Source organism: Candidatus Kinetoplastibacterium blastocrithidii (ex Strigomonas culicis), assembly GCF_000319245.1.
In the GTDB taxonomy this organism is placed as follows: Bacteria; Pseudomonadota; Gammaproteobacteria; order Burkholderiales; family Burkholderiaceae_B; genus Kinetoplastidibacterium; species Kinetoplastidibacterium blastocrithidiae.
On sequence record NC_019814.1, the window covers coordinates 576,498 to 599,961 of the forward strand.

Annotated in this window: 20 protein-coding genes and 1 tRNA gene; 4 read left to right on the forward strand and 17 right to left on the reverse strand. The window is 31.7% G+C overall.

Annotated elements, in window-relative coordinates:
- Window positions 1–12: 12 nt before the first annotated feature.
- The 8 genes from polA to CKBE_RS02870 form a co-directional block, all read right to left on the reverse strand.
- Entirely contained in the window at window positions 13–2,718 is a 2,706-nt protein-coding gene (gene polA / locus CKBE_RS02835) for a DNA polymerase I (protein ID WP_015238082.1), read from the reverse strand.
- Between the two features lie 43 nt (window positions 2,719–2,761).
- Window positions 2,762–4,585: a translational GTPase TypA gene (gene typA / locus CKBE_RS02840; protein ID WP_015238083.1), complete on the reverse strand. Its 1,824-nt coding sequence runs from the start codon at window positions 4,583–4,585 to the stop codon at window positions 2,762–2,764.
- A gap of 20 nt (window positions 4,586–4,605) precedes the next feature.
- Window positions 4,606–5,319, reverse strand: coding sequence for a tRNA pseudouridine(55) synthase TruB (truB, locus tag CKBE_RS02845; RefSeq protein WP_015238084.1), 714 nt, complete (start codon window positions 5,317–5,319; stop codon window positions 4,606–4,608).
- Window positions 5,320–5,323: 4 nt separating this feature from the next.
- A complete protein-coding gene (gene rbfA / locus CKBE_RS02850) occupies window positions 5,324–5,692 on the reverse strand; it encodes a 30S ribosome-binding factor RbfA (RefSeq protein ID WP_015390030.1) in 369 nt (122 codons plus the stop codon).
- A gap of 19 nt (window positions 5,693–5,711) precedes the next feature.
- Window positions 5,712–8,549, reverse strand: coding sequence for a translation initiation factor IF-2 (infB, locus tag CKBE_RS02855; protein WP_015238085.1), 2,838 nt, complete (start codon window positions 8,547–8,549; stop codon window positions 5,712–5,714).
- 81 nt (window positions 8,550–8,630) lie between these two features.
- Window positions 8,631–10,103 carry a transcription termination factor NusA gene (gene nusA / locus CKBE_RS02860; RefSeq protein WP_015390031.1) on the reverse strand — a complete coding sequence of 491 codons (1,473 nt, stop codon included), beginning with the start codon at window positions 10,101–10,103 and terminating at the stop codon, window positions 8,631–8,633.
- Complete coding sequence (gene rimP, locus CKBE_RS02865; RefSeq protein ID WP_015238087.1) at window positions 10,100–10,606, reverse strand: ribosome maturation factor RimP; 507 nt, start codon at window positions 10,604–10,606, stop codon at window positions 10,100–10,102. Before rimP ends, nusA begins: the two co-directional genes overlap by 4 nt.
- Before the next feature lie 185 nt (window positions 10,607–10,791).
- On the reverse strand, window positions 10,792–12,273 hold the full coding sequence (locus tag CKBE_RS02870) for a pseudouridine synthase (protein WP_015238088.1): 1,482 nt from the start codon (window positions 12,271–12,273) through the stop codon (window positions 10,792–10,794).
- A 398-nt stretch (window positions 12,274–12,671) separates the two neighbouring features.
- Here CKBE_RS02870 and CKBE_RS02875 point away from each other — a divergent pair.
- A tRNA-Thr gene (locus CKBE_RS02875) sits at window positions 12,672–12,747 on the forward strand.
- Window positions 12,748–12,760: 13 nt separating this feature from the next.
- On the opposite strand, the gene ispH is transcribed toward CKBE_RS02875, so the two are convergent.
- The gene (ispH, locus tag CKBE_RS02880) at window positions 12,761–13,717 is read right to left on the reverse strand and encodes a 4-hydroxy-3-methylbut-2-enyl diphosphate reductase (protein ID WP_015238089.1); all 957 of its coding nucleotides are present in this window, start codon (window positions 13,715–13,717) and stop codon (window positions 12,761–12,763) included.
- Between the two features lie 197 nt (window positions 13,718–13,914).
- Here ispH and CKBE_RS02885 point away from each other — a divergent pair, with 197 nt between their 5' ends.
- Both CKBE_RS02885 and CKBE_RS02890 read left to right on the forward strand, forming a co-directional pair.
- Window positions 13,915–14,178, forward strand: coding sequence for a type B 50S ribosomal protein L31 (locus CKBE_RS02885; protein WP_015238090.1), 264 nt, complete (start codon window positions 13,915–13,917; stop codon window positions 14,176–14,178).
- 245 nt (window positions 14,179–14,423) lie between these two features.
- The gene (locus tag CKBE_RS02890; protein ID WP_015238091.1) at window positions 14,424–15,806 is read left to right on the forward strand and encodes an MATE family efflux transporter; all 1,383 of its coding nucleotides are present in this window, start codon (window positions 14,424–14,426) and stop codon (window positions 15,804–15,806) included.
- On the opposite strand, the gene orn is transcribed toward CKBE_RS02890, so the two are convergent.
- Window positions 15,807–16,352 (reverse strand): oligoribonuclease, encoded by a 546-nt coding sequence (orn, locus tag CKBE_RS02895; protein WP_015238092.1) that lies wholly within the window; start codon window positions 16,350–16,352, stop codon window positions 15,807–15,809.
- A 110-nt stretch (window positions 16,353–16,462) separates the two neighbouring features.
- Between orn and rsgA the strand changes: the two genes are divergently transcribed.
- On the forward strand, window positions 16,463–17,359 hold the full coding sequence (gene rsgA, locus CKBE_RS02900) for a ribosome small subunit-dependent GTPase A (protein WP_015238093.1): 897 nt from the start codon (window positions 16,463–16,465) through the stop codon (window positions 17,357–17,359).
- Between the two features lie 9 nt (window positions 17,360–17,368).
- Here rsgA and rplS read toward each other — a convergent pair whose 3' ends face one another.
- The 7 genes from rplS to cmk all read right to left on the reverse strand — a co-directional run bounded on the left by rplS (window position 17,369) and on the right by cmk (window position 23,450).
- Window positions 17,369–17,737 (reverse strand): 50S ribosomal protein L19, encoded by a 369-nt coding sequence (rplS, locus tag CKBE_RS02905; RefSeq protein ID WP_015238094.1) that lies wholly within the window; start codon window positions 17,735–17,737, stop codon window positions 17,369–17,371.
- Window positions 17,738–17,866: 129 nt separating this feature from the next.
- Window positions 17,867–18,808, reverse strand: coding sequence for an electron transfer flavoprotein subunit alpha/FixB family protein (locus tag CKBE_RS02910; protein ID WP_015238095.1), 942 nt, complete (start codon window positions 18,806–18,808; stop codon window positions 17,867–17,869).
- Window positions 18,805–19,560 (reverse strand): electron transfer flavoprotein subunit beta/FixA family protein, encoded by a 756-nt coding sequence (locus CKBE_RS02915; protein ID WP_015238096.1) that lies wholly within the window; start codon window positions 19,558–19,560, stop codon window positions 18,805–18,807. The genes CKBE_RS02910 and CKBE_RS02915 overlap by 4 nt, the downstream gene beginning before the upstream one ends.
- 16 nt (window positions 19,561–19,576) lie before the next feature.
- The gene (locus CKBE_RS02920; protein ID WP_015390033.1) at window positions 19,577–20,503 is read right to left on the reverse strand and encodes a histone deacetylase family protein; all 927 of its coding nucleotides are present in this window, start codon (window positions 20,501–20,503) and stop codon (window positions 19,577–19,579) included.
- A gap of 173 nt (window positions 20,504–20,676) precedes the next feature.
- Window positions 20,677–20,979 carry an HU family DNA-binding protein gene (locus tag CKBE_RS02925; RefSeq protein ID WP_225968674.1) on the reverse strand — a complete coding sequence of 101 codons (303 nt, stop codon included), beginning with the start codon at window positions 20,977–20,979 and terminating at the stop codon, window positions 20,677–20,679.
- Window positions 20,969–22,681, reverse strand: a complete 1,713-nt coding sequence (rpsA, locus tag CKBE_RS02930; RefSeq protein ID WP_015238099.1) for a 30S ribosomal protein S1 — start codon at window positions 22,679–22,681, stop codon at window positions 20,969–20,971. The genes CKBE_RS02925 and rpsA overlap by 11 nt, the downstream gene beginning before the upstream one ends.
- A gap of 88 nt (window positions 22,682–22,769) precedes the next feature.
- Complete coding sequence (gene cmk, locus CKBE_RS02935) at window positions 22,770–23,450, reverse strand: (d)CMP kinase (protein ID WP_015238100.1); 681 nt, start codon at window positions 23,448–23,450, stop codon at window positions 22,770–22,772.
- Window positions 23,451–23,464: the final 14 nt, after the last annotated feature.

The following is a 23,464-nucleotide window of genomic DNA, read 5'->3' on the forward strand; positions in this document are numbered from 1 at the left end:
AATAAATTATGCTTAATGTGCTTGTGACCAATTTTTACCAGTACCAATTTCTATAACTAATGGTACGCTGATGTTAACTATATCACACATTAAAGAAGGTAAAACATCTTTTAGTATCTGAACTTCTGTCTCATGAGCCTCGAATATTAACTCATCATGAACCTGCATTACAATCCTAGTTTTCATATTATTTTTTACCAGCCAATTATGAACAGAAATCATAGCCATTTTCATTATATCTGCAGCTGTACCTTGGATTGGTGCATTCATAGCTGCTCGTTCAGACGATTGACGATTGTTTATTGAAGACCCATGTATTTCCGGGGTATATATTCTACGACCAAATATTGTTTCGACATATCCATATTTTTTTGCTTTTTTACATATATCCTCCATATAAACCGCTACAAGAGGGTAACGAAAAAAATATCGATCCATATATTGCTTAGCACTACTTCTACTTATCTTTAAGGCTGATGATAAACCAAAAACACTCATTCCATAAAGCAAGCCAAAGTTTATTGCTTTTGCTGATCTACGTTGCTCGTGAGAAACATTACATATGTCTGTATCGAATATCTCAGAAGCCGTAGCAGAATGTATATCCTTTCCTTCTGAAAAAGAAATTTTTAAGTTAGTATCATCTGAAATATGAGCCATTACTCTTAGCTCTATCTGTGAATAATCAGCAGATATCAGTAAATAATCTTCTCTAGAAACAAAAGCCTGCCTTATCATTCTACCTAAATCTGTACGAACCGGTATATTCTGCAGATTGGGATACGAAGAAGATAATCTGCCTGTAATAACACCTATCTGTGAATATGTAGTATGCAATCTACCTGTATTGATATTAACCATGCTAGGTAATTTATCAGTATAAGTAGATTTTAACTTAGTTAATGATCTATATTCTAGAATGATATTTGGCAAGAGAAAATCATTAGATAATTTTCTCAATACTGATTCGTCAGTAGAATGTAACCCTGCTGACGTTTTCTTAACAAGAGGATATTTCATTAAACCAAATAAAATATCACCTAATTGTTTTGGAGAATTTAAATTGAAACTTTTACCAACTATATTGAAAACCTCTGATTCTAATTTTGAAATTTTATCTGATAAATTAAGACTATGGTCTTTTAACTTATTTGAATCTATCTCTACTCCATTTATTTCAATAATGCTTAGAATATTTGAAATCTTCATTTCTAAATCATAAATTGAATTTAGACTATCTTTTTCTAATAATTTAGAAAATTCGATACACAGTTCCATTATTATTAATGAATTTTTAGCAGAATAATTCGCAGAAGCAATAATATCGAAATCACTAAAGTCATCAATTTCTTTACATTTACCATAAATTTCTTTGTATGAGTTATGTTTTATTTGTAAATACTTTTCTGATAACTTATCTATAGATATATTATTATGCGAATCAAGGACATATGCTTGCAACATAACATCATCCCTTACTCCTTTTAACTCAATACCTTCATTATATAAAACATGAAAACAATTTTTAGCATTATGCACTATCTTTTGTTTAGTAGAGTCTTCTATCCAAGGCTTGAGTAAAGATAAAATATAATTTTTCTGCAAATAAAGATTATCTGGTTTATGATCTAGCATTGGAATATAGAATAATCTTTTATTTGAAAAACAAGAAATAGCAACTAATTTTGATAACATAGGAACTGTAGATGTAAAAATAAAATCTACTGAAACTACTCCAGGGTTATTTAAACATTCTAAAAACGAGTATAAATAGTCTATACTATCAACAATTTCAACATCTCTTAATAAATTATCTATAAATAATTCTCTATCATTAACATGATTACTGTAATAATACTCATCTTTTATCTCATCCAACCATAAATTAAAATCAAATCTAGTGTAAAGATTAATTAATTCATTGTAGATCATAGGTTTTATTAAAAAGTCTTCTTTAGAATTTATACGATCACCTAAATCACAGTCACATTTTATTGTTAATAACTTCCTTGTTATTTCAAATTTATCTATAAAATCACGTAGATTTTTACCTATTAACCCAGGTATCTCATCAATATTCGATATAATATTATTCAGCGATCCATATTTATTTAATAGTTTTACTGCTGTCTTAGGTCCAATCTTTTTAACACCTGGAACATTATCTACTGAATCACCAATTAACATAAGATAATCAACAATAAGATTAGGAGGAATACCAAACTTTCTTGCAACTCCTTCCTCATCTAATATATCATTACTCATAGTGTTAATTATTGAAACACGCTTGTTAACTAACTGGGATAGATCTTTATCACCTGATGATATTACAACGTTAAAGTCAGATATCTCCAAAATTTTTGTAACTATAGATCCAATAATATCATCTGCCTCGAAGCTATTAGAATGATAAATAGGCAACCCTAAAGCCTCTATTATCTTATATATATATTCTGTCTGTTTAACTAAATCATCAGGCATGGAAGATCGGTTTGCCTTATAAGAAGAGAATATATCTTTCCTAAAGGTTTTTTCTGAAGAGTCAAAAACACAAGCAACATAATTAGTATCTTGATCAGAAAGTAATTTACGCAACATATTAATGACACCATATATAGCTCCTGTAGGCTCACCTCTTGAATTGCGCAAATCAGGCATAGCATAAAAAGCACGGTATAAATAACTGGAACCATCTAACAATAGTAGCTTTTCAGACATAATTTATATATTAAACAATCCATAATAATAAGATAAATAATGTCTAGCTATTACGTTCACGGCTAGCCTTACGTCTCTCGTGCTCCTGTAAATAACGCTTTCTTAATCTAATAGATTTTGGAGTAATTTCAACTAATTCATCATCTTCTATAAATTCAATAGCATATTCTAAAGATAACTGCACTGGAGGTATCAAACGTATGGCCTCATCAGTTCCAGAAGCTCTTATATTTGTCAACTGTTTCTCCTTAGTAGGATTAACAACTAAATCATTGTCTCTGCTATGTATACCAACTATCATGCCTTCATATAGAGTCTCTCCAGGATTAACAAACATTCTTCCTCTGTCCTGTAATTTCCATAAAGCATAAGCCACTGCAATACCAGAATATTGACTTATTAGAACCCCGTTACGTCTACCACAGTTGGAGATGTCATTAACAGGAGCATATTCCCGAAATACATGACTCATTATACCATTGCCACGAGTTAATGTCATAAATTCATTCTGAAAGCCTATAAGAGAACGGGCTGATATTACATATTCCAATCGAGTCTTGCCTAGTCCATCTGGTAACATATTTTGTAGATTACCCTTGCGACGACCCAATTCTTCCATAACACTACCTTGGTGAATATCATCGACATATATAGTCAAATCTTCATAAGGTTCATTTTTTATACCATCAATATCTCTATAAACAACATTTGGCCTAGAAACCGCAAGCTCATACCCTTCTCTGCGCATTGTCTCTAATAGAATAGTAAGATGCAATTCGCCTCTGCCTGAAACTTCAAATACAGTATCATCATCTGTTGTAGAAACACGTAAAGCAACATTAGATTTTAATTCTAAAGATAGGCGATCAAATATCTGTCTACTAGTTACAAATTTTCCTTCTTTACCAGCTAATGGAGAAGTGTTAACCATAAAATTCATTGTTAAAGTAGGCTCGTCAATATGCAATATTGGTAATGCCTCTATATTATTAATATCACTCAAAGTCGTACCAATAGATATATTGTCAATTCCATTTATAAGTACAATATCACCAGCCTCCGCTTTGTCTACCGATATTCTATCAAGCCCAGAAAATTTTAATATTTGATTAACTCTAGATTTTTCAGGTTCTCCTGCATGACCTAATTTCATCACAACATCCATACCTGGGTATAAAATACCACGATTTATCTTTCCTATCCCAATCTTACCTACATAAGAACTATAATCTATGGATGCTATCTGCATTTGAAAAGGACCATCAGAAGAATTATTATGCTCAGGAACATACTTTAAAATAGCATCAAATAATGCGCTCATATCACCAGATCTAACATCAGCTCTATCACTAGAATAGCCTGATAATCCAGAAGCATATACGATCGGAAAATCCAATTGTTCTTCTGTAGCTCCTAGACGATCAAATAAATCAAATACTTCATTAATAACAAAGTCTTGACGTGCTCCAGGCCTATCTATTTTATTAACAACAACAATTGGTTTTAATTTTAACGCCAATGCTTTTTTTGTAACAAATACTGTTTGCGGCATAGGACCTTCTACCGCATCTACTAATAATAAAACACCATCTACCATAGATAAAACACGCTCAACCTCTCCACCAAAATCAGCATGTCCAGGAGTATCTATAATATTTATATGCACTCCTTTATATTCCACAGCACAATTCTTAGATAAAATTGTTATGCCTCTTTCTTTTTCTAAAGCATTAGAATCCATAACACGTTTGACTATGTTTTGATTTTTTCTAAAAATACCAGATTGCTTTAATAATTGATCTACTAACGTAGTTTTACCATGATCAACGTGTGCTATTATGGCTACATTGCGTAAAGCACGAGTCATATGTTATCCTCTTATATTGTTTAAATGAAATCTTTATATATCTCTTTGTCGCATAACAATTTATCAAGAGACCTTGATCCATTTAATAAATTTTCTAAAGTAATAGAATTTTCTAATAAAAATGGACCGACCCTTGTTCTCCTTAGACTTATTAAATGCGCAAAACAGCCAAGTTTCCGTCCTATATCTTGAGCAAGTGTCCTAATATAAGTACCTTTGCTACATGAAAGTTCTATCTTGAAAATATCATCACTAAAATTAATTAAATTAATATTATGTACGGTAACTTTCCTAGGTTCTCTATATATATCTATACCACTGCGTGCATATTTATACAAAGGTACGCCATTAAATTTTAGAGCTGAATACATTGGAGGAATCTGCTCTATTTCTCCTATAAAGTAATTAAGTGTTTTTTCTATAAAAGGCATCTCAATAAATTTATAACTAGAAGATTTTGATACTATCTGCCCTGTTAAATCACCAGTATCTGTCTCTTCACCAAGCTTTATAGTAGCAATATATGACTTAGAAGAATTTAAAAAAATATTAGATATTTTGGTTGCCTTGCCAAAACAACAAACTAAAAGTCCAGTGGCAAATGGATCAAGAGTACCAGTATGACCTGCTTTCTTTATATTTAAAAAACGTCTTACTTTTTGTAGAGCTGAACTACTTGTAATGCCTGCTGATTTATCTAGCAAGAAAAAACCATCAAATTGATATAAACTCATAAATCTAATTAATAAATTGATTATCAGATGAGTTAGCTTGTTTTATTAAATCTAACAACTTGTCTGTTTCATAAAATTGACTATCATATAAGAATTGTATACTAGGTACCGTATGAATTTTTAATATCTTATAGAGACAAGAATGCAGCCATCCAGATTTTTTATTAAGAAAATTTTCCACTGCAAAATGATCTAAACCAAAAACGGTAAAATAAACCTTTGCATGTGCATAATCTATGGATAATTCAACCCTAGAAATAGTACAAACCCCAACTTGCTCGAGAGTATAGTATTTTCGTATTATCTCAGATAAATCTCTCTGAATTTGCTTTGCAATTCTAATATTGCGATTAGATATAGAATTATTTTTCATAACTTGTTAATAATAAAAATTATAGCTTCCTTGCAATTTCTCTAATTTCAAATATCTCCATCTGATCTTTAGTTATGATGTCAGAATAACCCTTCAAAGTAATACCGCAATCAAATCCTGATCTTACCTCTTTGACATCATCTTTAAACCTTTTTAACGAGTCTATCTGACCTGTCCAAGTTACTACATTATTTCTAATTAAACGAACTCTAGAATCTTTTCTAACGATTCCATCAAGCACCATACATCCAGCTACTTTACCTATTTTAGATATGCTATAGACTTCACGAACCTCTACTAAGCCAATCACTTCTTCTTTTTTCTCAGGAATTAACATGCCTGATACGGCTTGTTTTATATCATTTATAGCATCATATATAATGCTATAATAACGTATGTTAATGTTATTTAATTCCGCATTTTTTTTTGCTATAGAATCAGCACGAACGTTGAAACCTATTATTACAGCATTAGATGCAATAGCTAAATTAACATCATTATCAGAAATACCACCAACAGCTGCATGTATTATCTTTATACAAACCTCATTATTAGATAATTTTAATAGAGAAGAAGATATAGCTTCTTGAGATCCTTGAACATCAGATTTGACAATAATAGATAAAACTTGAACTGAGCTATCAGTAATATTATCAAAAATAGACTCCATCTTGTCTGATTGCTTACGCGCTAACTTAGAATCTCGGAATTTTCCTTGTCGAAACAAAGCTATTTCTCTAGCTTTACGTTCATCAGATAAAACAACTAAAAAATCAGCTGCAGAAGGAACGTCTGTGAGTCCATGTATCTCGACTGGTATTGAAGGACCAGCTTTTTCTATAGAATTGCCATTTTCATCTAACATAGATCGTATGCGACCAAATGTTGCTCCTACTAAAACAATATCACCTTTCTTTAATGTCCCACTTTGAACTAAGACCGTTGCAATTGGACCACGTCCCTTATCTAAGCTAGCTTCTATAACAATTCCTTTTGCAGGACTGTCTACTTGAGCCTTTAATTCCAAAACATCTGACTGTAGAATAATGTTATCTAAAAGAATATCTATACCATCACCAGTCTTTGCTGATACAGGTATGAAAGGAACACTGCCACCATACTCTTCTGGAATAATTTCTTCTGTAATCAACTCTTGTTTTACCTTATCTAAATTTGCAGAAGAAGACTTATCTGCTTTAGTCAAAGCAACTATAACTGGCACATTAGCATGCTTCACGTGATTTATAGCTTCACGAGTTTGAGGCATAACACCATCATCAGAGGCAACCACTAAAACCACAATATCCGTTAACCTAGCACCACGGGCACGCATAGATGCAAAAGCCTCATGACCTGGAGTATCTAAAAACGTAATAGAACCTATATCTGTTCTAACGTTATAAGCTCCTATATGCTGAGTAATACCTCCAGCCTCGCTACTAGTAACCTTTGTTCTTCTTATATAATCCAATAGTGATGTTTTTCCGTGGTCAACATGCCCCATAACTGTGACAATAGGTGCTCTTTGTATACTATCAGCATTAGATACTGAGGAAATGTCTAAAAAAATCTCTGGATCATCTATTCTAGAAGCTATTGCAGTATGACCAAATTCCTCAACAACGATCATAGCCGTTTCTTGATCTAAGACTTGGTTAATTGTAACCATTTGTCCTAGCTTCATCAAATTTTTAATAACCTCAGCAGCTTTTATAGACATTTTATGCGCTAACTCAGCGACACTTATTGTCTCTGGAACATTAATTACTCGAGAAATAAACTCTTGCTGCTGATTAGCGACATTACCTTTATTATTTTGCAAAGAACGAGAATATTTCCCATTGCTGCTTTTAGATGACTTAACCCCAACAACTTTCCACTCTTCAGAATCGCTATGAACGCCAATTTTTCGATCCTTCTCAACTAACTTCTTACGGTTATTTTCATCACTCCAGTTAGAAGAAACATCGGAAGACTTCAGTGTTTTTTTTGAAACAATAGATGATTTTGTTTCCTTTTTATTAGCTAAATTTTTCTTTCCTAATGGTTTAGAAGTAGAAAAATTATCTGGAGAAGATACTACCTTGCGAGGACGAACTAACATTTCACGTAAGGCAGCAGCCTCATTTTCCGCAAATTTTCTAGAATCATCTTTATTAGAACTATCTAATAATTTTTCATTTTTAGGCTTAATAGCATGATTTTGTGACGAAGAACGACGAATATTTGTTTCGTTTTTAGGATTTTTCATAATTTGAGATTTAGAAATAAGTATCGATTTATCTGATTCTTTATTAAAACCTTGTACTTTATTTTCAATTATTGGCAATACCTTGCTTTCATGCCTATTAGAGGCCATATTATTATCTTCTGTTAAATTAATTATAGATTCATTGTTTTGTTTAGTAATAATGCTATCATCTATACTATCTTTCCCAAGGGTATTATCATCAACATTATTAATAGGTAAACTTAAAACTTTATTGTCATTTAAATTATCTATAGATTGAGGCTTTACAGAACTAATATCTAAACCATCAACTTGGTATCTAGACTGATCTTTTTTTATAAAAGTACGCTTTTTCAAAACTTCAACTTGAATTGTTCTTGATCTACCTTTAGCATCTGCTTGATAAATTTCAGTAGTTTTTCTTTTTGTTAGAACAATTTTTTGATCTTTTTTATTACCTTCACCATTAGCTCGGCGTAATGATCCTAATAACTTTAACTTGTCGCTATCTGTGACAAAATCTTTTACTGTTTTAACATTTACTCCAGCAGATTTTAACTGATCTAATAAAATATTAGAAGGCATGTTAAGCTCAGCAGCAAACTGAGCTACGGTAACACTAGACATTAAGATTTCTTCCCTATATAGCGACTAACAAACCAATAGCTACAAAATAATAAGATTTAGACTTATTATTAACTCACTCCATTACTCAAACCAATGCGCACGAGCTGAGATTATAACACTAGCAGCCTCATCCTCACTCAATCCTGATATTTCGGATAATTCTACAGCATCCAACTCTGCTAGATCATTCTTTGTAAAAATCTTTCTTTCTGCTAATTTTAATAATATTTCCTTACTTACCCCATTAATATTGAGCAAGTCACTTCCTATTTCAATATTCTCTTCTTTAACGATAGCTTCAGTCAATAAAGAACTTCTTGCTCTTGATCGCAAATCATTAACAAAATCCTCACTAAAACCATCTATATCTAGCAATTCTTGTAGAGGTATATATGCAATTTCTTCAATTCCAGTAAATCCCTCATCTATCAATTTGTCCGCAATAATCCCATCAACCTCTAACTTTTTAATAAAATCATCACGCAATGATTCTCTTTCCAATTGATGGCGATTAAGACTTTCCTCTGAAGTAATTATATTAATTTTCCATCCAGTCAAATCAGAAGCTAATCTAACATTTTGTCCCTTTGATCCTATTGCTTTAGATAAATTCTCATCGTCCACGACGACATCCATTGAATGACTGTCCTCATCCACAAGTATAGAGATCACATTTGCTGGAGATAATGCACTAACAATAAATTGAGCTGGATCTTCAGACCATAGAACTATATCTATCTGTTCACCACCTAATTCATTACGAACAGCGGTAACACGCAACCCTCTCATTCCAACACAAGTTCCGATAGGATCTATTCTTTTATCATAAGCAATTATAGCTATTTTGGCTCTTATCCCTGGATCACGAGCAGCAGCTTTTATTTCCAATAAACCTTGTTCGATTTCAGGGACTTCATTCTCAAATAAATATTTAATAAAATCAGGAGAAGTCCTAGAAAGAATAACTTGTTTACCACGAGGATTATTCTCCACCCTAAGGAATAAAGCCCTTACCCTATCCCCCATTCTTAAGTTTTCTTTTGGTATCATTTCAGAACGAGGCAGCCTAGCTTCAATTTTACCTATATCTATAATAGCATCGCCTTTATCAATTCTTTTAATTAAACCAGATAAAATTTTATCATTTTTATCTAGAAAATCATTTAATATCTGCTCTTTCTCGGCTTCACGAATTCTCTGTAAAATAGCCTGTTTAGCAGTTTGAGCACTGATTCTACCAAACTCTACAGGATCTAAAGACTTCTCTATATAACTACCTATATTTACATCTGCATCTAGTTCTATAGCATCTGACAACAATTCTTGTCTATCTGGCTCCTGCAAACCGTTTTCATCTGGAACAACTAACCACCTACGAAAACCTTCGTACTTACCACTATTTCGATCTATCAGAACACGTATATCAGCATCTTCTTTAAATCTTTTTTTTATGGCAAAAGATAAAGCGCTCTCCAAAGCCTCAAAAATAACCTCGCGCGTAACATTTTTTTCTCGCGCTAAAGCATCAACCAACATAAGAATTTCACGACTCATCGCTTTTTGCCCTTGAAATCGAGAACAGGATCCAATTTTGCATAACAAACATCATCGATATTAAAATTGATAACTTTTAAATTATTTTTACTCTCATTATCACTAAATTCAATACTAAACATAGTACTTCTTGAAGAAATATCATTACTATTCAGAGGATTTTGTAAACGAAGAATTCCATTAAAAACCTTTCTCCCATCCAAGGAGTCATTTAATTTCAAAGCTATACGCTCTCCTGCAAAACGAATAAAATCGGACTCACTATGCAAAGGACGATCTGTACCAGGCGAGCTAATTTCTAACTGCTTATAATCAATATTTTCAGCAGCAAACACACAAAGCAGGTGACGAGACACTAATTCACAGTCATCTATACATACTCCATTAGTCTTGTCAATAATGACACGAAGCACACCTGAGGAAAGTCTTTCGATATTGACAAGATCAATATCATTTGCAATTCCATGTAAAGCATTTTTAGTCAATGCAAATAAATCTACCATATACCATTATAAATATAAAAAAACAAAGAAAAACACCCTTATTAAAAATAAGGATTTAAGTCCTAATTAGACTAATATACACAAACAAATAGATATTAATGTCTATATAACACATAACTATAAGTTAATATACAATTTTAACAGACATTTCTAAAAATTAATACAGAAATAACCGTTATACTAACTCAAAAATTCCTTTTCTTTCTTGCTATAAACCCTAAATGAGACTCATGTGCATTAGGATTATTTGGCTGGCGATCATAATTAACGCCAATGGTTTTACTGATGCTTTGTGAAATGTATTTAGTATTAACATTTTTCCTGGGATCAGTATTACTAATCTTATAATTACTCTTCTTTACTTTTCTTTCTAAAGTTGAATCATGTCTGACAACTTTATCTTTTTGCAAAGTTAAATCATTAACAATAAACTGAGAGTCAGATTTAATGATCTGATTCCTTATATTAGCATGACCTCTTGAATTTTTATTAATTTTGGTAGATCTATTTCTATTCTTATTGGCTTCAGTTTGAATATTATTACCATAGGGTTTATTAAATGCCGATCTTTTAATAATTATCCCTTTATCATCTAAAATGTTTTTTAATAGTTCATTTTTTGTAATAATAGCTAATACTATAGATTCATCTAATTCCACCCACTTCCCTCGATGCAAATTTCTAGGAAGCACTATTTCACCGTAACGAATTCTCATTAATCTACTAACGGTAATACCTATGCTATCAAACAACCTTCTGATTTCGCGATTACGACCTTCTTTAATTACCAACTTGTACCATTTATTACTGCCATCCCCTCCAAGATAAGACAAAGAACTAATAGAAGCAGGACCATCATTAAGCAATATTCCATCAACTAATTTAGATTTTTGCTGCTCGCTTATCTCTCCTAGTATCCTGACAGCATATTCACGTTCGATTTCATTTCTAGGGTGCATAAAATAATTTGCCAAATCCCCGGAATTTGTGAAAATTAATAGACCTTCAGTATTAATGTCAAGTCTACCTATAGATATCCATTTACCATAACTGATTTTAGGCAAAGCAGAAAAAACACTATTTCTACCTTGAGGATCGCTATGACTTACTATCTCTCCGGATGGTTTGTGATAGACAATAACACGAGGGATTTTTTTTGTGCTTGATCTTTGTATTATTTTCCCATTAAGTCTTACCAAATCATTTGCCTTAACTCTCTGACCAATATGGGCTGGAGATCCATTAACAGATATTCTTCCTGATACTATAAGCTCTTCCATATCTCTTCTAGATCCAATACCCAGATCAGCTAAAACCTTATGCAACTTAGGAGCAATGTCATCGCCTTGGTATTTTTTTAAGTCAATCTCAGCCTGCCCATAAGATTTATTCAAATAAGGGGATACTACCCTATCACAATTAAGTTCTTCAATATCAAGTTTAGGATTATGAATTTTTAATTTTTTATTTTCTTGGATAGAATCATCCATATTGCTAGAAACTTCTTCGATATTTATTCTTCTTCTCCTAAAGGGAGTGCGTAACTTGCGCCATTTATTATTACGCAATGAGAATCCTGCTTTATCTTCAGATATGTTTTTTTTATCAGAATTCACAATATTTTTTGAATCATGTGAACTATCTTTAACAGTTTTACTTGCCTTCACCAAGACAACTCCAAATTACAAATTCAGCAAATTAATATTAATATTAATATTAATAAAGTATTTTAACGGATAGGTATATAGATGCTTCAGAATACAGAAATATTTATATAAAAGAATAATAATGCTTACCAACAACAGGATAATTTGATTAACTACCAAAAAATTAAGAAAAATAATATTTGCATAGAATTGTATTATATTTTGGGTTGATATGCCCTCTCTGCAAAATTAAATAATAAACAACTAATAATAAACAAAACAGAAATAGAACATTGTCTTTAATATTACATTATATCATAATTAATCATAAAAAACTCTTGCTAATCCATATGTCTATATTATATATTTCCTTGTATTATAGAAACAACACTACATTTTGATAAATTGTTCAATAAAGAGCCGGTGTAGCTCAGAAGGTAGAGCAGCGCATTCGTAATGCGAAGGTCAGGGGTTCGATTCCTCTTATCGGCACCAAAAAACAATATCATTATTTAGAAGGAAATTTTGGCAAAGGGAATGATATATTTTCTTCTATAATAGACACGAAATTAACAGAATCATCACCAAATCCATTTCTTTTTAAAAATTCTACTATTTGGTCAACTATTACTTCTGGAGCTGAAGCCCCAGAAGTAATACCTATATGTTTTTTACCATGTAGCCAAAGCAGATCTATAGAATTAAAACTATCAATAAGATATGACTCTACACCGCTTTGAATAGCTAATTCCAACAATCTATTAGAATTAGAGCTATTAGCACTTCCGGCAATTAATATTAAATCACATTCTTTAACTATATGTTTAAGTGCATTTTGTCTATTCTGTGTAGCATAGCAAATGTCACTCTTTTTGGGACCAAGTATCATAGGGAATCTATTTTTCAATGCTTCCTCTATACAAATAACATCATCAATAGACAATGTTGTTTGTGTAACATATCCAAGCAACAAATTATCATTAACTTTTAAACGCAAAACATCACTAACGCTTTCAACAATATATATTCCACTAGTATCCTGACCCAAGGTGCCATTAACTTCCGGATGATTCTTGTGGCCAATAATTATAACTTCTCTATTTTCTCTACGCATTTTAAGGACTTCAAGATGCACCTTGGTAACCAAAGGACAAGTAGCATCTATAATAAGCAATTTTCTCTTTTTTGCCATGGATATTACATCCTTTGATACACCATGTGCAGAGAAAATTATCACCATTCCTTCTGGGACATCAATTATGTTGTCTACAAAAATTACACCTTTATCCTTGAAATAATTTATAACATGCTTATTGTGAACAATCTCATGGTTTACATATATTTGAGGACCATATATATCTATGGCTTTCTCGACAATAGATATAGCCCTCTTGACCCCAGCACAAAAACCTCTTGGAGAAGTTAATGTTATGTTTTTTTTACATACTGAAACTTTGAATTCCATTATACTAATAACCTTATAATGCTAAATTATGTGAATGTGTGCCAGATGTTTGTATAAAGATGCGATTTAACGTCAAAATGTTGTAATAAGATTTGTTAAGCTAGAGCTATCATATCAAATTATAAGTATATGTTTTAATCCCATGCTAGAATAACTATTTAATAAACTAATATAAAAATCCTTATTGGAAAATAGTTATGAAATCAGAAATACATCCAAACTATCAAGAAGTTGTTTTCCTTGATGTTCAAACAAACCATAAATTTATCATCAGATCTACAGTACAAAGTAGAGAAACAATAGATATTGACAACAAGACATATCCATTGTTTAAATGTGATGTAACATCAAAGTCTCATCCTTTTTATACAGGAGCACAAACAAGAATAGTAGAGACTGGACGTGTAGAAAAATTCCGTGCCCGCTTCTCTAATCTAAAAGGCATAAGCAAACCTAAATAATAAGAACGAACCACAAAAACAAACACACAGGTATGTTTTTCTAAATTGTAGGCAACATACATGTGTTTGATATCTTAGTTATGCCTTGTTTTAAATTAGTTAACATACACTAACAGATATAAAATATTGTTGAAATTGAGAATGTAGAAGTTCATGAATATCTAAAAAATATAAATATTAATTAGAACTATAGAACTATCTAAAATAAAAATTCATAAGTAATTCTATGTATAGCATATATGATGATGAGCAAATTATCAAATTTAGAAATTTTTAGAAAACTAACTAAACAGTCTTTTCCTATTTTAGTTAGTCAACTAGCTGGCATATCATTTGGTTTGCTTGATACTATAATGACGGGTCATACTAATAAAAATGACTTAGCAGCTGTATCTTTAGCAACATCCATATATGTAATAATATTTGTTGGGTTGCTTGGAGTAATAAATGCACTGGTTCCTATAATAGCAAAAAATTTTGGCAGTGGTAACAATACAGAAATTGGAGAGTACTGGGGACAAGGTTTTTGGGTATCAATAGTATTATCAATAATTGGCACAATACCACTATATTTTTCTGAAATATGGTTCTACTTTATTGGTAACATAGATTTAGATGTATATAATAAAGTCGTAAGATACTTAAAGATATTAATAATAGCATTGCCTGCAGCATTGATATTCAGAACCATATATAACCTTTGTGCTGCATTGTCTAAATCAAGAGTAATGATAACAGTTAGCTTAGTATCAGTACTATGCAAAGCTTCCTTAAATTATATTTTTATTTATGGTTTTTTCAAAATACCATCCCTAGGATCAACTGGAGCCAGCATATCTACTATGATAGTATCCTGGATAAGTTTATCTATAGGCATATCAATTATATATACAGACAATTTTTACAAACAATTCAACATACGTATCAGAAAACCAAACGTATCCAAAATAAAAGAAATATTAAAACTAGGACTGCCAATGGGAGGATCATATTTAGTAGAAGTCCTAACATTTTCATTTATGACAATACTTATAACAAGAGAAGGAATAGTAGCTGTAGGAGCACATCAAATCATAACTAACATAGTGTCTGTTTGTTACATAGTGCCTATATCTCTTGGTTTAGCTACATCTTCAATGACTGCTCAATTTTTAGGAGCAAGAAATAATGATATCGCCATACAAATAGGTAAAATTGGAATAAGAGTAACAATGCTAATAGCTGCTATTAGCTGCATAGCCATATACTATTTTAGCGATAAAATTCCAACAGTTTATACAAATGATTCATCCATAAGAACAACATGTTCTAGTATGATGTTTATCGTACCATTTTTCTTAATTGTCGACTCAGTACAATGCTTTAACTCTTATATACTTAGAGCTTATAATATTACAGCACTACCTTTTATATTACAAACAATAGCACTTGGAGTTATAGGCTTAGGGGGCGGATGGTGGTTTGGATTTGGTCCAGGTAGAACAACATATCAGCCTATACACAATATTTTATTTAGCGGGGCTCCTATAGGTGCTAGTAGTATGTGGATAATGGCAACTAGCGGGTTAGCAATATCCGCTTTTTCTCTATATATATTATATAAAGAAAAAGTAATTAAAAAACTCTAGTTATAACTTGAAGAAATATTTACGGTAATAACGCAATTCATTTATTGAATCATATATATCTGAAAGAGCTTGATGCTTACTATTTTTAGAAAAATTTTTATATGCATTAGGGGACCATCTCTTTGCAAGCTCTTTTATAGAACTAACATCGATATTTCTATAATGAAAAAATTTTTCTAATCTAGACATGTATATATTCATGAATCTACGATCTTGACTAATTGTATTACCGCACAATGGAGAAACTCCTGAATTAATATAATTTTCCAAAAATAATAAAATATTATCTTCTGCTTCTTTTTCTGATATCTCAGACGACAAAACTTTATCAACTAGTCCGCTCTTACTATGAACTGATTTATTCCATTTATCCATTGATTCTAAAATCTCATTAGTTTGATGAATCACAATAACTGGACCTTCTATTATCTCATCTAAATTTTCATCCGTAATAACTACAGCAACCTCCAGAATCTTATCTTTTAATGGATCCAGACCACTCATCTCCATATCTAACCATACTAATCTATTGTTATTGATATTCATTATTTAATTATTCCTTATATAAAAAAATAAATTTTAATTATTTTTAATATATCAATTATTAAAAATAACCGTATACTATTTCACGTAACTATAAAATTAGCAATTTTAAAATGGAAAAAAACATTATCGGAAGAGTTATAGGCCTATACAAACAGAATTATATAATTGCTCATGGAAAATCTGTTTTAAGGTGCATCTCAAAAGGAAAAAAAAATGAAGCAGTTGTTGGGGACTTTGTTAATGTAAATTACAAATCTGATAGTTATTATATTATTACTGAAATTATTCAAAGGAACAATCTCTTCCTAAGATCAGATATAACAAAAACAAGAAAAATAGCAGCCAATATAGATAATGTTATACTGTTAGTGGCAGCTGAGCCTGATTTTTCAGTCGAATTAATATTAAAAATTATTATTGAGGCTGTACGATGTAATACAAAAATTACTATTGTGCTTAATAAAAGAGATTTAAGCAGATCCATAAAAACAGCCAAGGAGAAACTTTATTTTACAGAAATCTTAGGCATACCTTTATTAGAGATAAGCGCAAAATATCCAAGCTCAGAAGAGAAATCTATACTTGATATTCTAAAAGGAAAAGTTACATTAATAACGGGGCCTAGTGGAATGGGAAAGTCTACATTAGTAAATTTACTAGTTCCAGAAGCTTGTGCAGCAACTAGAGAATATTCTAAATTTTTAAATACTGGAAAACATACTACAAGTTATACGAAACTATACAAGCTAACACTGGAAAATAGCTACATCATAGATTCCCCAGGATTTAAAGATTTTGGTCTAAATCATCTAAGCTTCAATGATATAGTAAAGCCATTTCTAGAATTTCGTGATTTAAATAATAAATGCAGATTTTATAACTGTACACACTGTCACGAACCTGGATGCAAGATAATAGAGTCTAAAACTAATGGAACAATAGACGAAAAGATGTATTCGTTATATAAAAAAATTATGGGTAAGTATATACTTACCCATGGTAATTAGATCATCAAATTACCTCTTATATATTAATTTTTCCTTAATTCTAGCAGATCTGCCGGATCTGGAGCGCAAATAGTATAGTTTAGCTCTTCGGACACTACCAAATCTTTTGACTTCTATTTTTTCTATTTGAGGGGAATAAAGCTGAAATGTTCTTTCTACCGCCTCCCCAGAGGATATCTTTCTAACTATAAACGAAGAATTAAGACCTTTATTACGCCTAGCTATTACAACACCTTCATATGCCTGAATTCTCTTCCTAGATCCCTCTATTACATTAACACTTACTGTAACAGTATCTCCTGGAGAAAAAACTGGGATATTCTTATTATTACTAAGCCTATCTATTTCTTCCTGTTCTAATATAGCAATTAAATTCATAAAAACTCCTGACTCATCTTTTAACGTATTATATTTTATGATTAAAGATTTTAATTATTAATACAAAAGAGGATGATATTAAAAATGGGGTCATTAATTATAATGGCATATTAACTATAAAATCAAGCTTTATAAACAATCAGATAATTTTGGGACTATTTCAAATAAATCACCACATAAACAGTAATCTGAAACATTAAATATTGGCGCATTAATATCATTATTTATTGCTATTATTGTCCTTGAATCTTTAATTCCTGCTAAATGCTGCATAGATCCAGAGATACCTATAGCCAAATATAATCTAGGAGATACTATCTTGCCTGTCTGTCCAATTTGACAGCTATTAGGCGCATAGCCTTCATCAACAGCAACACGAGTAGCACCAATTGCCGCTCCCAGCTTCTCCGCCAAAGGCATCAATAAATTATTAAAATTTTCTTTGCTTCCCAATCCACGACCACCGGAAACTATAACATTAGCTTCTGTTAAATCAATTTTAGAACTATCTACTCTATTTTCTTTTTTTAATAATTTTGATAATCCTAAGTCATTAGAAACAGTAATATTTTCTATATCGGCATAATTATTTATATCAATATTGATATCTTCATTAGTGAATGAACAACCACGTAAAATTAAAATTTTAATTGGATCTATACATTTGATATTAGCAAGAATTCTGCCAGCATACATGGCAGCAGAAAACACATTATCAGATATAATTTTCATTACATTAGATACTGGAGCAACATCTAATTTTGCAGCAATTTTAGGAGCTATAGATCTCCCATAAAATGAATCGTTAAATATTATATGAGTGTAATTATTAGCTATACTTAAAATATGATTAGCATGGTTCTCTGGTAAAAAATCAATAAAATGAGATGCGTCAGCTGTAAAAACTTTAGATACATTCTTTAATTTGCTTATATTGCAAGCCAAATTTTTAATATCTTTCCCTATAATTAAAATATGTATACTTGATCTAAATTTAGAAGCTGCAGATATAAGACCATATGTTGAAACATCAAAAGACTCATTGTTATGATCAGGAATAACTAGTATCATTTTTCTAACACTCCAAGCTCTGCCTTAATAATCTCAGATAAAGAAAAAACATCTTTTTCTAATATTTTCTTTCTTTCATTTTTTATTTCTTCGATATTTAATAATTCTAAACGTGGTGAATAATCAATATTAATATCTTTAATATTGATTATTTCTGTTTTTTTACTCTTAGCCCTTAATATATTCTGTAGTGTTATATATCTCGGCTTATTTAGATTCAGATCAGCGATAATAACGGCAGGCAATTTTGTGCTAATTATATCAACACCATTATCCAATTCTCTAGTTGCTACCAAATTATCGACATAAAAATCTATATTGCTTACAAAATTTATTTGAGGCCAATCTAACAAACTACTTAATATCTGACCCGTCTGACAAGAATCATTATCGATAGATTGTTTTCCCAAAAAAACTATTTTAGGTGCTTCTTTTTCAACAATATGTTTTATTGCTTTTGCTACAGATAATGGCTGTAAACTAAACTCTGATTCTATTAAAATACCTCTATCTGCACCCATTGACATAGCCGTCTTTAAAATATTCTTGCTAAGAACATCTCCACAAGATAAAGCTATAACCTCATCAATAAAACCTTTCTCTTTAAGACTTATAGCCTCTTCAAGGGCAACCTCATCAAAAGGATTCATTGATAGCTTAGCATACTCTAAATTTATTCCTGAATGATCATTATTAATTTCTAATTTAGTGTTATGATCAATTACAGATTTAACAGCTACTAATACTTTCATCGATTATACCCTATAACTATAATTTAGCTAAAGAACGTATATGCAAAACGGCACTACGACCTAAAGATGACATGTCATATCCACCCTCTAAAAAACTCACTATTCTACTAGAAGAATATTTTTCAGACATTTCTACAAGTATATCAGTAATCCATTTATAATCAGATTCATGAAGATTTAATTGCCCCATGTCATCCTCTCTATGAGCATCAAATCCAGCAGATATCAATATTAACTCTGGTCTAAATGACTCTATTGCTGGTACCCATTTTCTATTTACTATATCCCTTATAAAGGCACCATCTACATAAGCATCAACAGGAATATTACACATATTTTGACTATGAATTAGCCTCGTATCAGGATAGAATGGATGTTGAAAAAAACTACACATTAATACAGATGGGTCATCTGCAAATATTTCTTCCGTACCATTACCATGATGCACATCGAAATCTATGATAGCTAATCTTTTTAGTTTGTACTTGCTAATAGCATATCTTGCCGCTATAGCTATGTTGTTAAAAAAACATGATCCCATTGCCCTATTATGGCAAGCATGATGTCCTGGTGGTCTGGTTGCACAAAATGCATTATTAAAGTTTTTGCCAAATACAGAATCTATTGCAAATAAACCTGCCCCAGCTGCATAAAAAGCAGCATCTAAAGTATATGAATTCATAATAGTATCCATATCAATATAGCAATAACTACCTTTTTTAGGAACAAGGCTACGTAAATAATTTAAATACTCTAATGTATGCACCCTTAGAATATCTTTATCCGAAGCTCTTGAAAAACTATGGTAACTAACTATGTATGACATGATACCACTCATGATTAACTGATCAGAAATAGCATCAATTCTTTTCGGGTTATCAGGATGTAAAACGCCCATTTCATGTAAGTAACCAGCATGATGAGTAATATACATCGTATTCATAAAGACATATTTTGCCAAACTTATAAATTCATAAAAAATTACTATAAAATTTCATATAGTATTTGAATATTATCTTTATTTAATTAATAAATAAAAACACACAGACTAGAAGTAAATACTAGGACTGTGTGTTAAAAAATACAAGCTAAAATTAAAGAAAAAAAACTACATATTTATTTTTTACTGATAATTAACTTTTCCTTTAGGGCCTTACCAGGCCTAAAACATAGCACCAATCTATCAGCAACAAAAACATTCTTTCCAGATTTTGGATTGCGAGCAACTCTAGAACCTCTCTTAGATATAAAAAAGCTACCAAATCCACGTATCTCTATACGCTTTTCTGAAGAGAAACAATCCTCAAATATCTCAAGCATAGCCTTTATTGCTCGCTCCAAATCACCAATAGACAGATAATCCAATCTACTGGACAACACTCTTAATAAATCATTTTTTTTTAAATAATCAGCCATCATTACGTTGTTGGTCTAATTTTTCTTTCAGTAAAGCTCCGAGATTAGTAGTTCCTGAAGAAGCACTAGCATCTGACATTCTTTGGATTACACCAGCAGTATCAATACTATCTCTAGCTTTAACTGACAATTGAATAGAACGAGTCTTTCTATCTATATTAACAATAAGAGCCTCTATAGGATCACCACTCTTTAATATTGAGGTTGCATCTTCAACTCGACCAGAAGAAATTTCAGAGGAACGTAGATAACCATCAACATCTAAAGAAAGATTTACGATAGCTCCTTTAGGCTCTACTGATTTTACTGTGCCATGAACAGTCGATCCTTTATCATGGGACGACACAAAATTTTGAAAAGGATCACCTTCAAGTTGTTTAACTCCAAGAGAAATACGTTCCTTAGCTGTATCTATGCCGAGAACAACTGCTTCTATTTCATCTCCCTTCTTTAGATTTCTTACTGATTCTTCACCATTATCTGTCCATGATAAATCTGATAGATGCACTAAGCCGTCAATTCCTCCAGGAAGACCTACAAAAACACCAAAATCTGTTATAGACTTAATAGCTCCTTTAACCTTATCACCTTTCTTAAAGTTTACTGCAAATTCTTCCCAAGGATTAGGACGACATTGCTTCATACCAAGTGATATGCGGCGTCTATCTTCATCAATCTCCAACACCATCACTTCTACTTCTTCACCTAGAGTAACTACTTTTCGTGGATCTACGTTTTTATTCGTCCAGTCCATTTCTGACACGTGAACTAATCCTTCTATTCCTAATTCAACTTCTACAAAAGCACCGTAATCAGTTAGATTAGTAATTTTTCCAAACAAATGAGTTCCCTGAGGATAACGACGAGCTAGATCTACCCAAGGATCCTCTCCTAATTGTTTAACACCTAAAGAAACCCGATTCTTTTCTTGATCAAATTTTAACACCTTGGCTTCTATCTCTTGGCACACTTGCAGAACTTCAGAAGGATGTCTTACACGACGCCAAGCCATATCTGTAATATGCAATAAACCATCTATCCCTCCTAGATCTATAAAAGCACCATAGTCAGTAATATTTTTGACAACACCCTTAACTATTGCTCCTTCATATAAATTCTCTAAGAGTTTTTGACGTTCCTCTCCCATGCTAGCCTCTAAAACCTGACGTCTAGATAACACTACGTTATTTCTCTTTCTATCAAGCTTTATAACTTTAAACTCCATGGTTTTGCCTTCATATGGAGTTGTATCCTTAACAGGACGCAAATCAACTAAAGAACCAGGCAAGAAAGCACGAATACCATTAGTCATAACAGTAAGGCCTCCCTTGACCTTGCCTGTAATAGATCCAGTAATCAACTCTCCACTTTCTAAAGCTTGTTCTAATTTTAACCAAGCAGATAGACGTTTTGCACGATCACGTGATAAAACAGTGTCTCCATATCCATTCTCTAAAGAATCAATGGCTACAGAAACAAAATCTCCCTGATTAACTTCTATCTCTCCCTTATCATCTAGAAATTCTTCTATCGGGATAAGAGCCTCTGACTTGAGACCTGCATTTACAATAATGAAATTATGATCAATACGCACTACTTCAGCGCTGATAACTTCACCTGATTTCATATCTTGCTTTTTAAGACTTTCTGCGAATAAATCAGCAAAGCTTTCTCTGCCAAATGTAGTTGAGGAAAATGATGACATGGGTTGTTAATCCATATGGCCATATGGCCAAAGTAAAAACCGATTAAAACGGTGGTTTAAAATACCTAGCAATAAAAAATCTTAATAATTAATTACAACTAGGGCCAAGTTTATATTTATATAAATCTAATATAATGCTTAATGTCTTCTCAATATCTAAAGTAGAACTATCTACAACATGTGCATCTGGGGCAGGTAAAAGCGGCGAGCACAAACGACTGGCATCACGCTCATCCCTATCTCTAATGCTATCTACAATACTTGCGATATTAACAATATTACCTTTATTAATCAACTGATCATATCTTCTTTGTGCTCTTATTGATATATCAGCTGTTAAAAAAATTTTCAAGAACGCATAAGGGAAAACAACTGTCCCCATATCACGTCCATCTGCAACCAAACCTGGACAAGATAAAAAACTTCTCTGTTTATCTAGCAAAGCTTGTCTAACTTTATAATTACTAGCCACAATGGAAGCTATTCTACCTATTTCTTCACTACGAATCTTATTATTGGTACTCAACCCGTAAGTACATAAATCTCTTCCATTATTAAATATTTTTAAATTTATCGCTAGCTTCAAAATGCTATCGAAATCATTGATAGGGATATCATTGTTTATCATCTCAAAAGCTAGAGCTCTATATATGGAACCGCTATCAAGTAATGACCATCCCAATTTTTCACTTATTATTTTTGAAATAGTCCCTTTACCAGAAGCAGTTGGTCCATCTATTGTAATTATAGGCGGTAATTTTATACTCAACCCAACTCACCATT

Coding starts and splice junctions, on each gene's coding strand:
- polA (WP_015238082.1), bottom strand. CDS start 2,718: ATGTCTGAAAAGCTACTATTGTTAGATGGTTCCAGTTATTTATACCGT.
- typA (WP_015238083.1), bottom strand. CDS start 4,585: ATGACTCGTGCTTTACGCAATGTAGCCATAATAGCACACGTTGATCAT.
- truB (WP_015238084.1), bottom strand. CDS start 5,319: ATGAGTTTATATCAATTTGATGGTTTTTTCTTGCTAGATAAATCAGCA.
- rbfA (WP_015390030.1), bottom strand. CDS start 5,692: ATGAAAAATAATTCTATATCTAATCGCAATATTAGAATTGCAAAGCAA.
- infB (WP_015238085.1), bottom strand. CDS start 8,549: ATGTCTAGTGTTACCGTAGCTCAGTTTGCTGCTGAGCTTAACATGCCT.
- nusA (WP_015390031.1), bottom strand. CDS start 10,103: ATGAGTCGTGAAATTCTTATGTTGGTTGATGCTTTAGCGCGAGAAAAA.
- rimP (WP_015238087.1), bottom strand. CDS start 10,606: ATGGTAGATTTATTTGCATTGACTAAAAATGCTTTACATGGAATTGCA.
- ispH (WP_015238089.1), bottom strand. CDS start 13,717: ATGGAATTCAAAGTTTCAGTATGTAAAAAAAACATAACATTAACTTCT.
- CKBE_RS02885 (WP_015238090.1), top strand. CDS start 13,915: ATGAAATCAGAAATACATCCAAACTATCAAGAAGTTGTTTTCCTTGAT.
- CKBE_RS02890 (WP_015238091.1), top strand. CDS start 14,424: ATGAGCAAATTATCAAATTTAGAAATTTTTAGAAAACTAACTAAACAG.
- orn (WP_015238092.1), bottom strand. CDS start 16,352: ATGAATATCAATAACAATAGATTAGTATGGTTAGATATGGAGATGAGT.
- rsgA (WP_015238093.1), top strand. CDS start 16,463: ATGGAAAAAAACATTATCGGAAGAGTTATAGGCCTATACAAACAGAAT.
- rplS (WP_015238094.1), bottom strand. CDS start 17,737: ATGAATTTAATTGCTATATTAGAACAGGAAGAAATAGATAGGCTTAGT.
- CKBE_RS02910 (WP_015238095.1), bottom strand. CDS start 18,808: ATGATACTAGTTATTCCTGATCATAACAATGAGTCTTTTGATGTTTCA.
- CKBE_RS02915 (WP_015238096.1), bottom strand. CDS start 19,560: ATGAAAGTATTAGTAGCTGTTAAATCTGTAATTGATCATAACACTAAA.
- CKBE_RS02920 (WP_015390033.1), bottom strand. CDS start 20,503: ATGAATACGATGTATATTACTCATCATGCTGGTTACTTACATGAAATG.
- CKBE_RS02925 (WP_225968674.1), bottom strand. CDS start 20,979: ATGATGGCTGATTATTTAAAAAAAAATGATTTATTAAGAGTGTTGTCC.
- rpsA (WP_015238099.1), bottom strand. CDS start 22,681: ATGTCATCATTTTCCTCAACTACATTTGGCAGAGAAAGCTTTGCTGAT.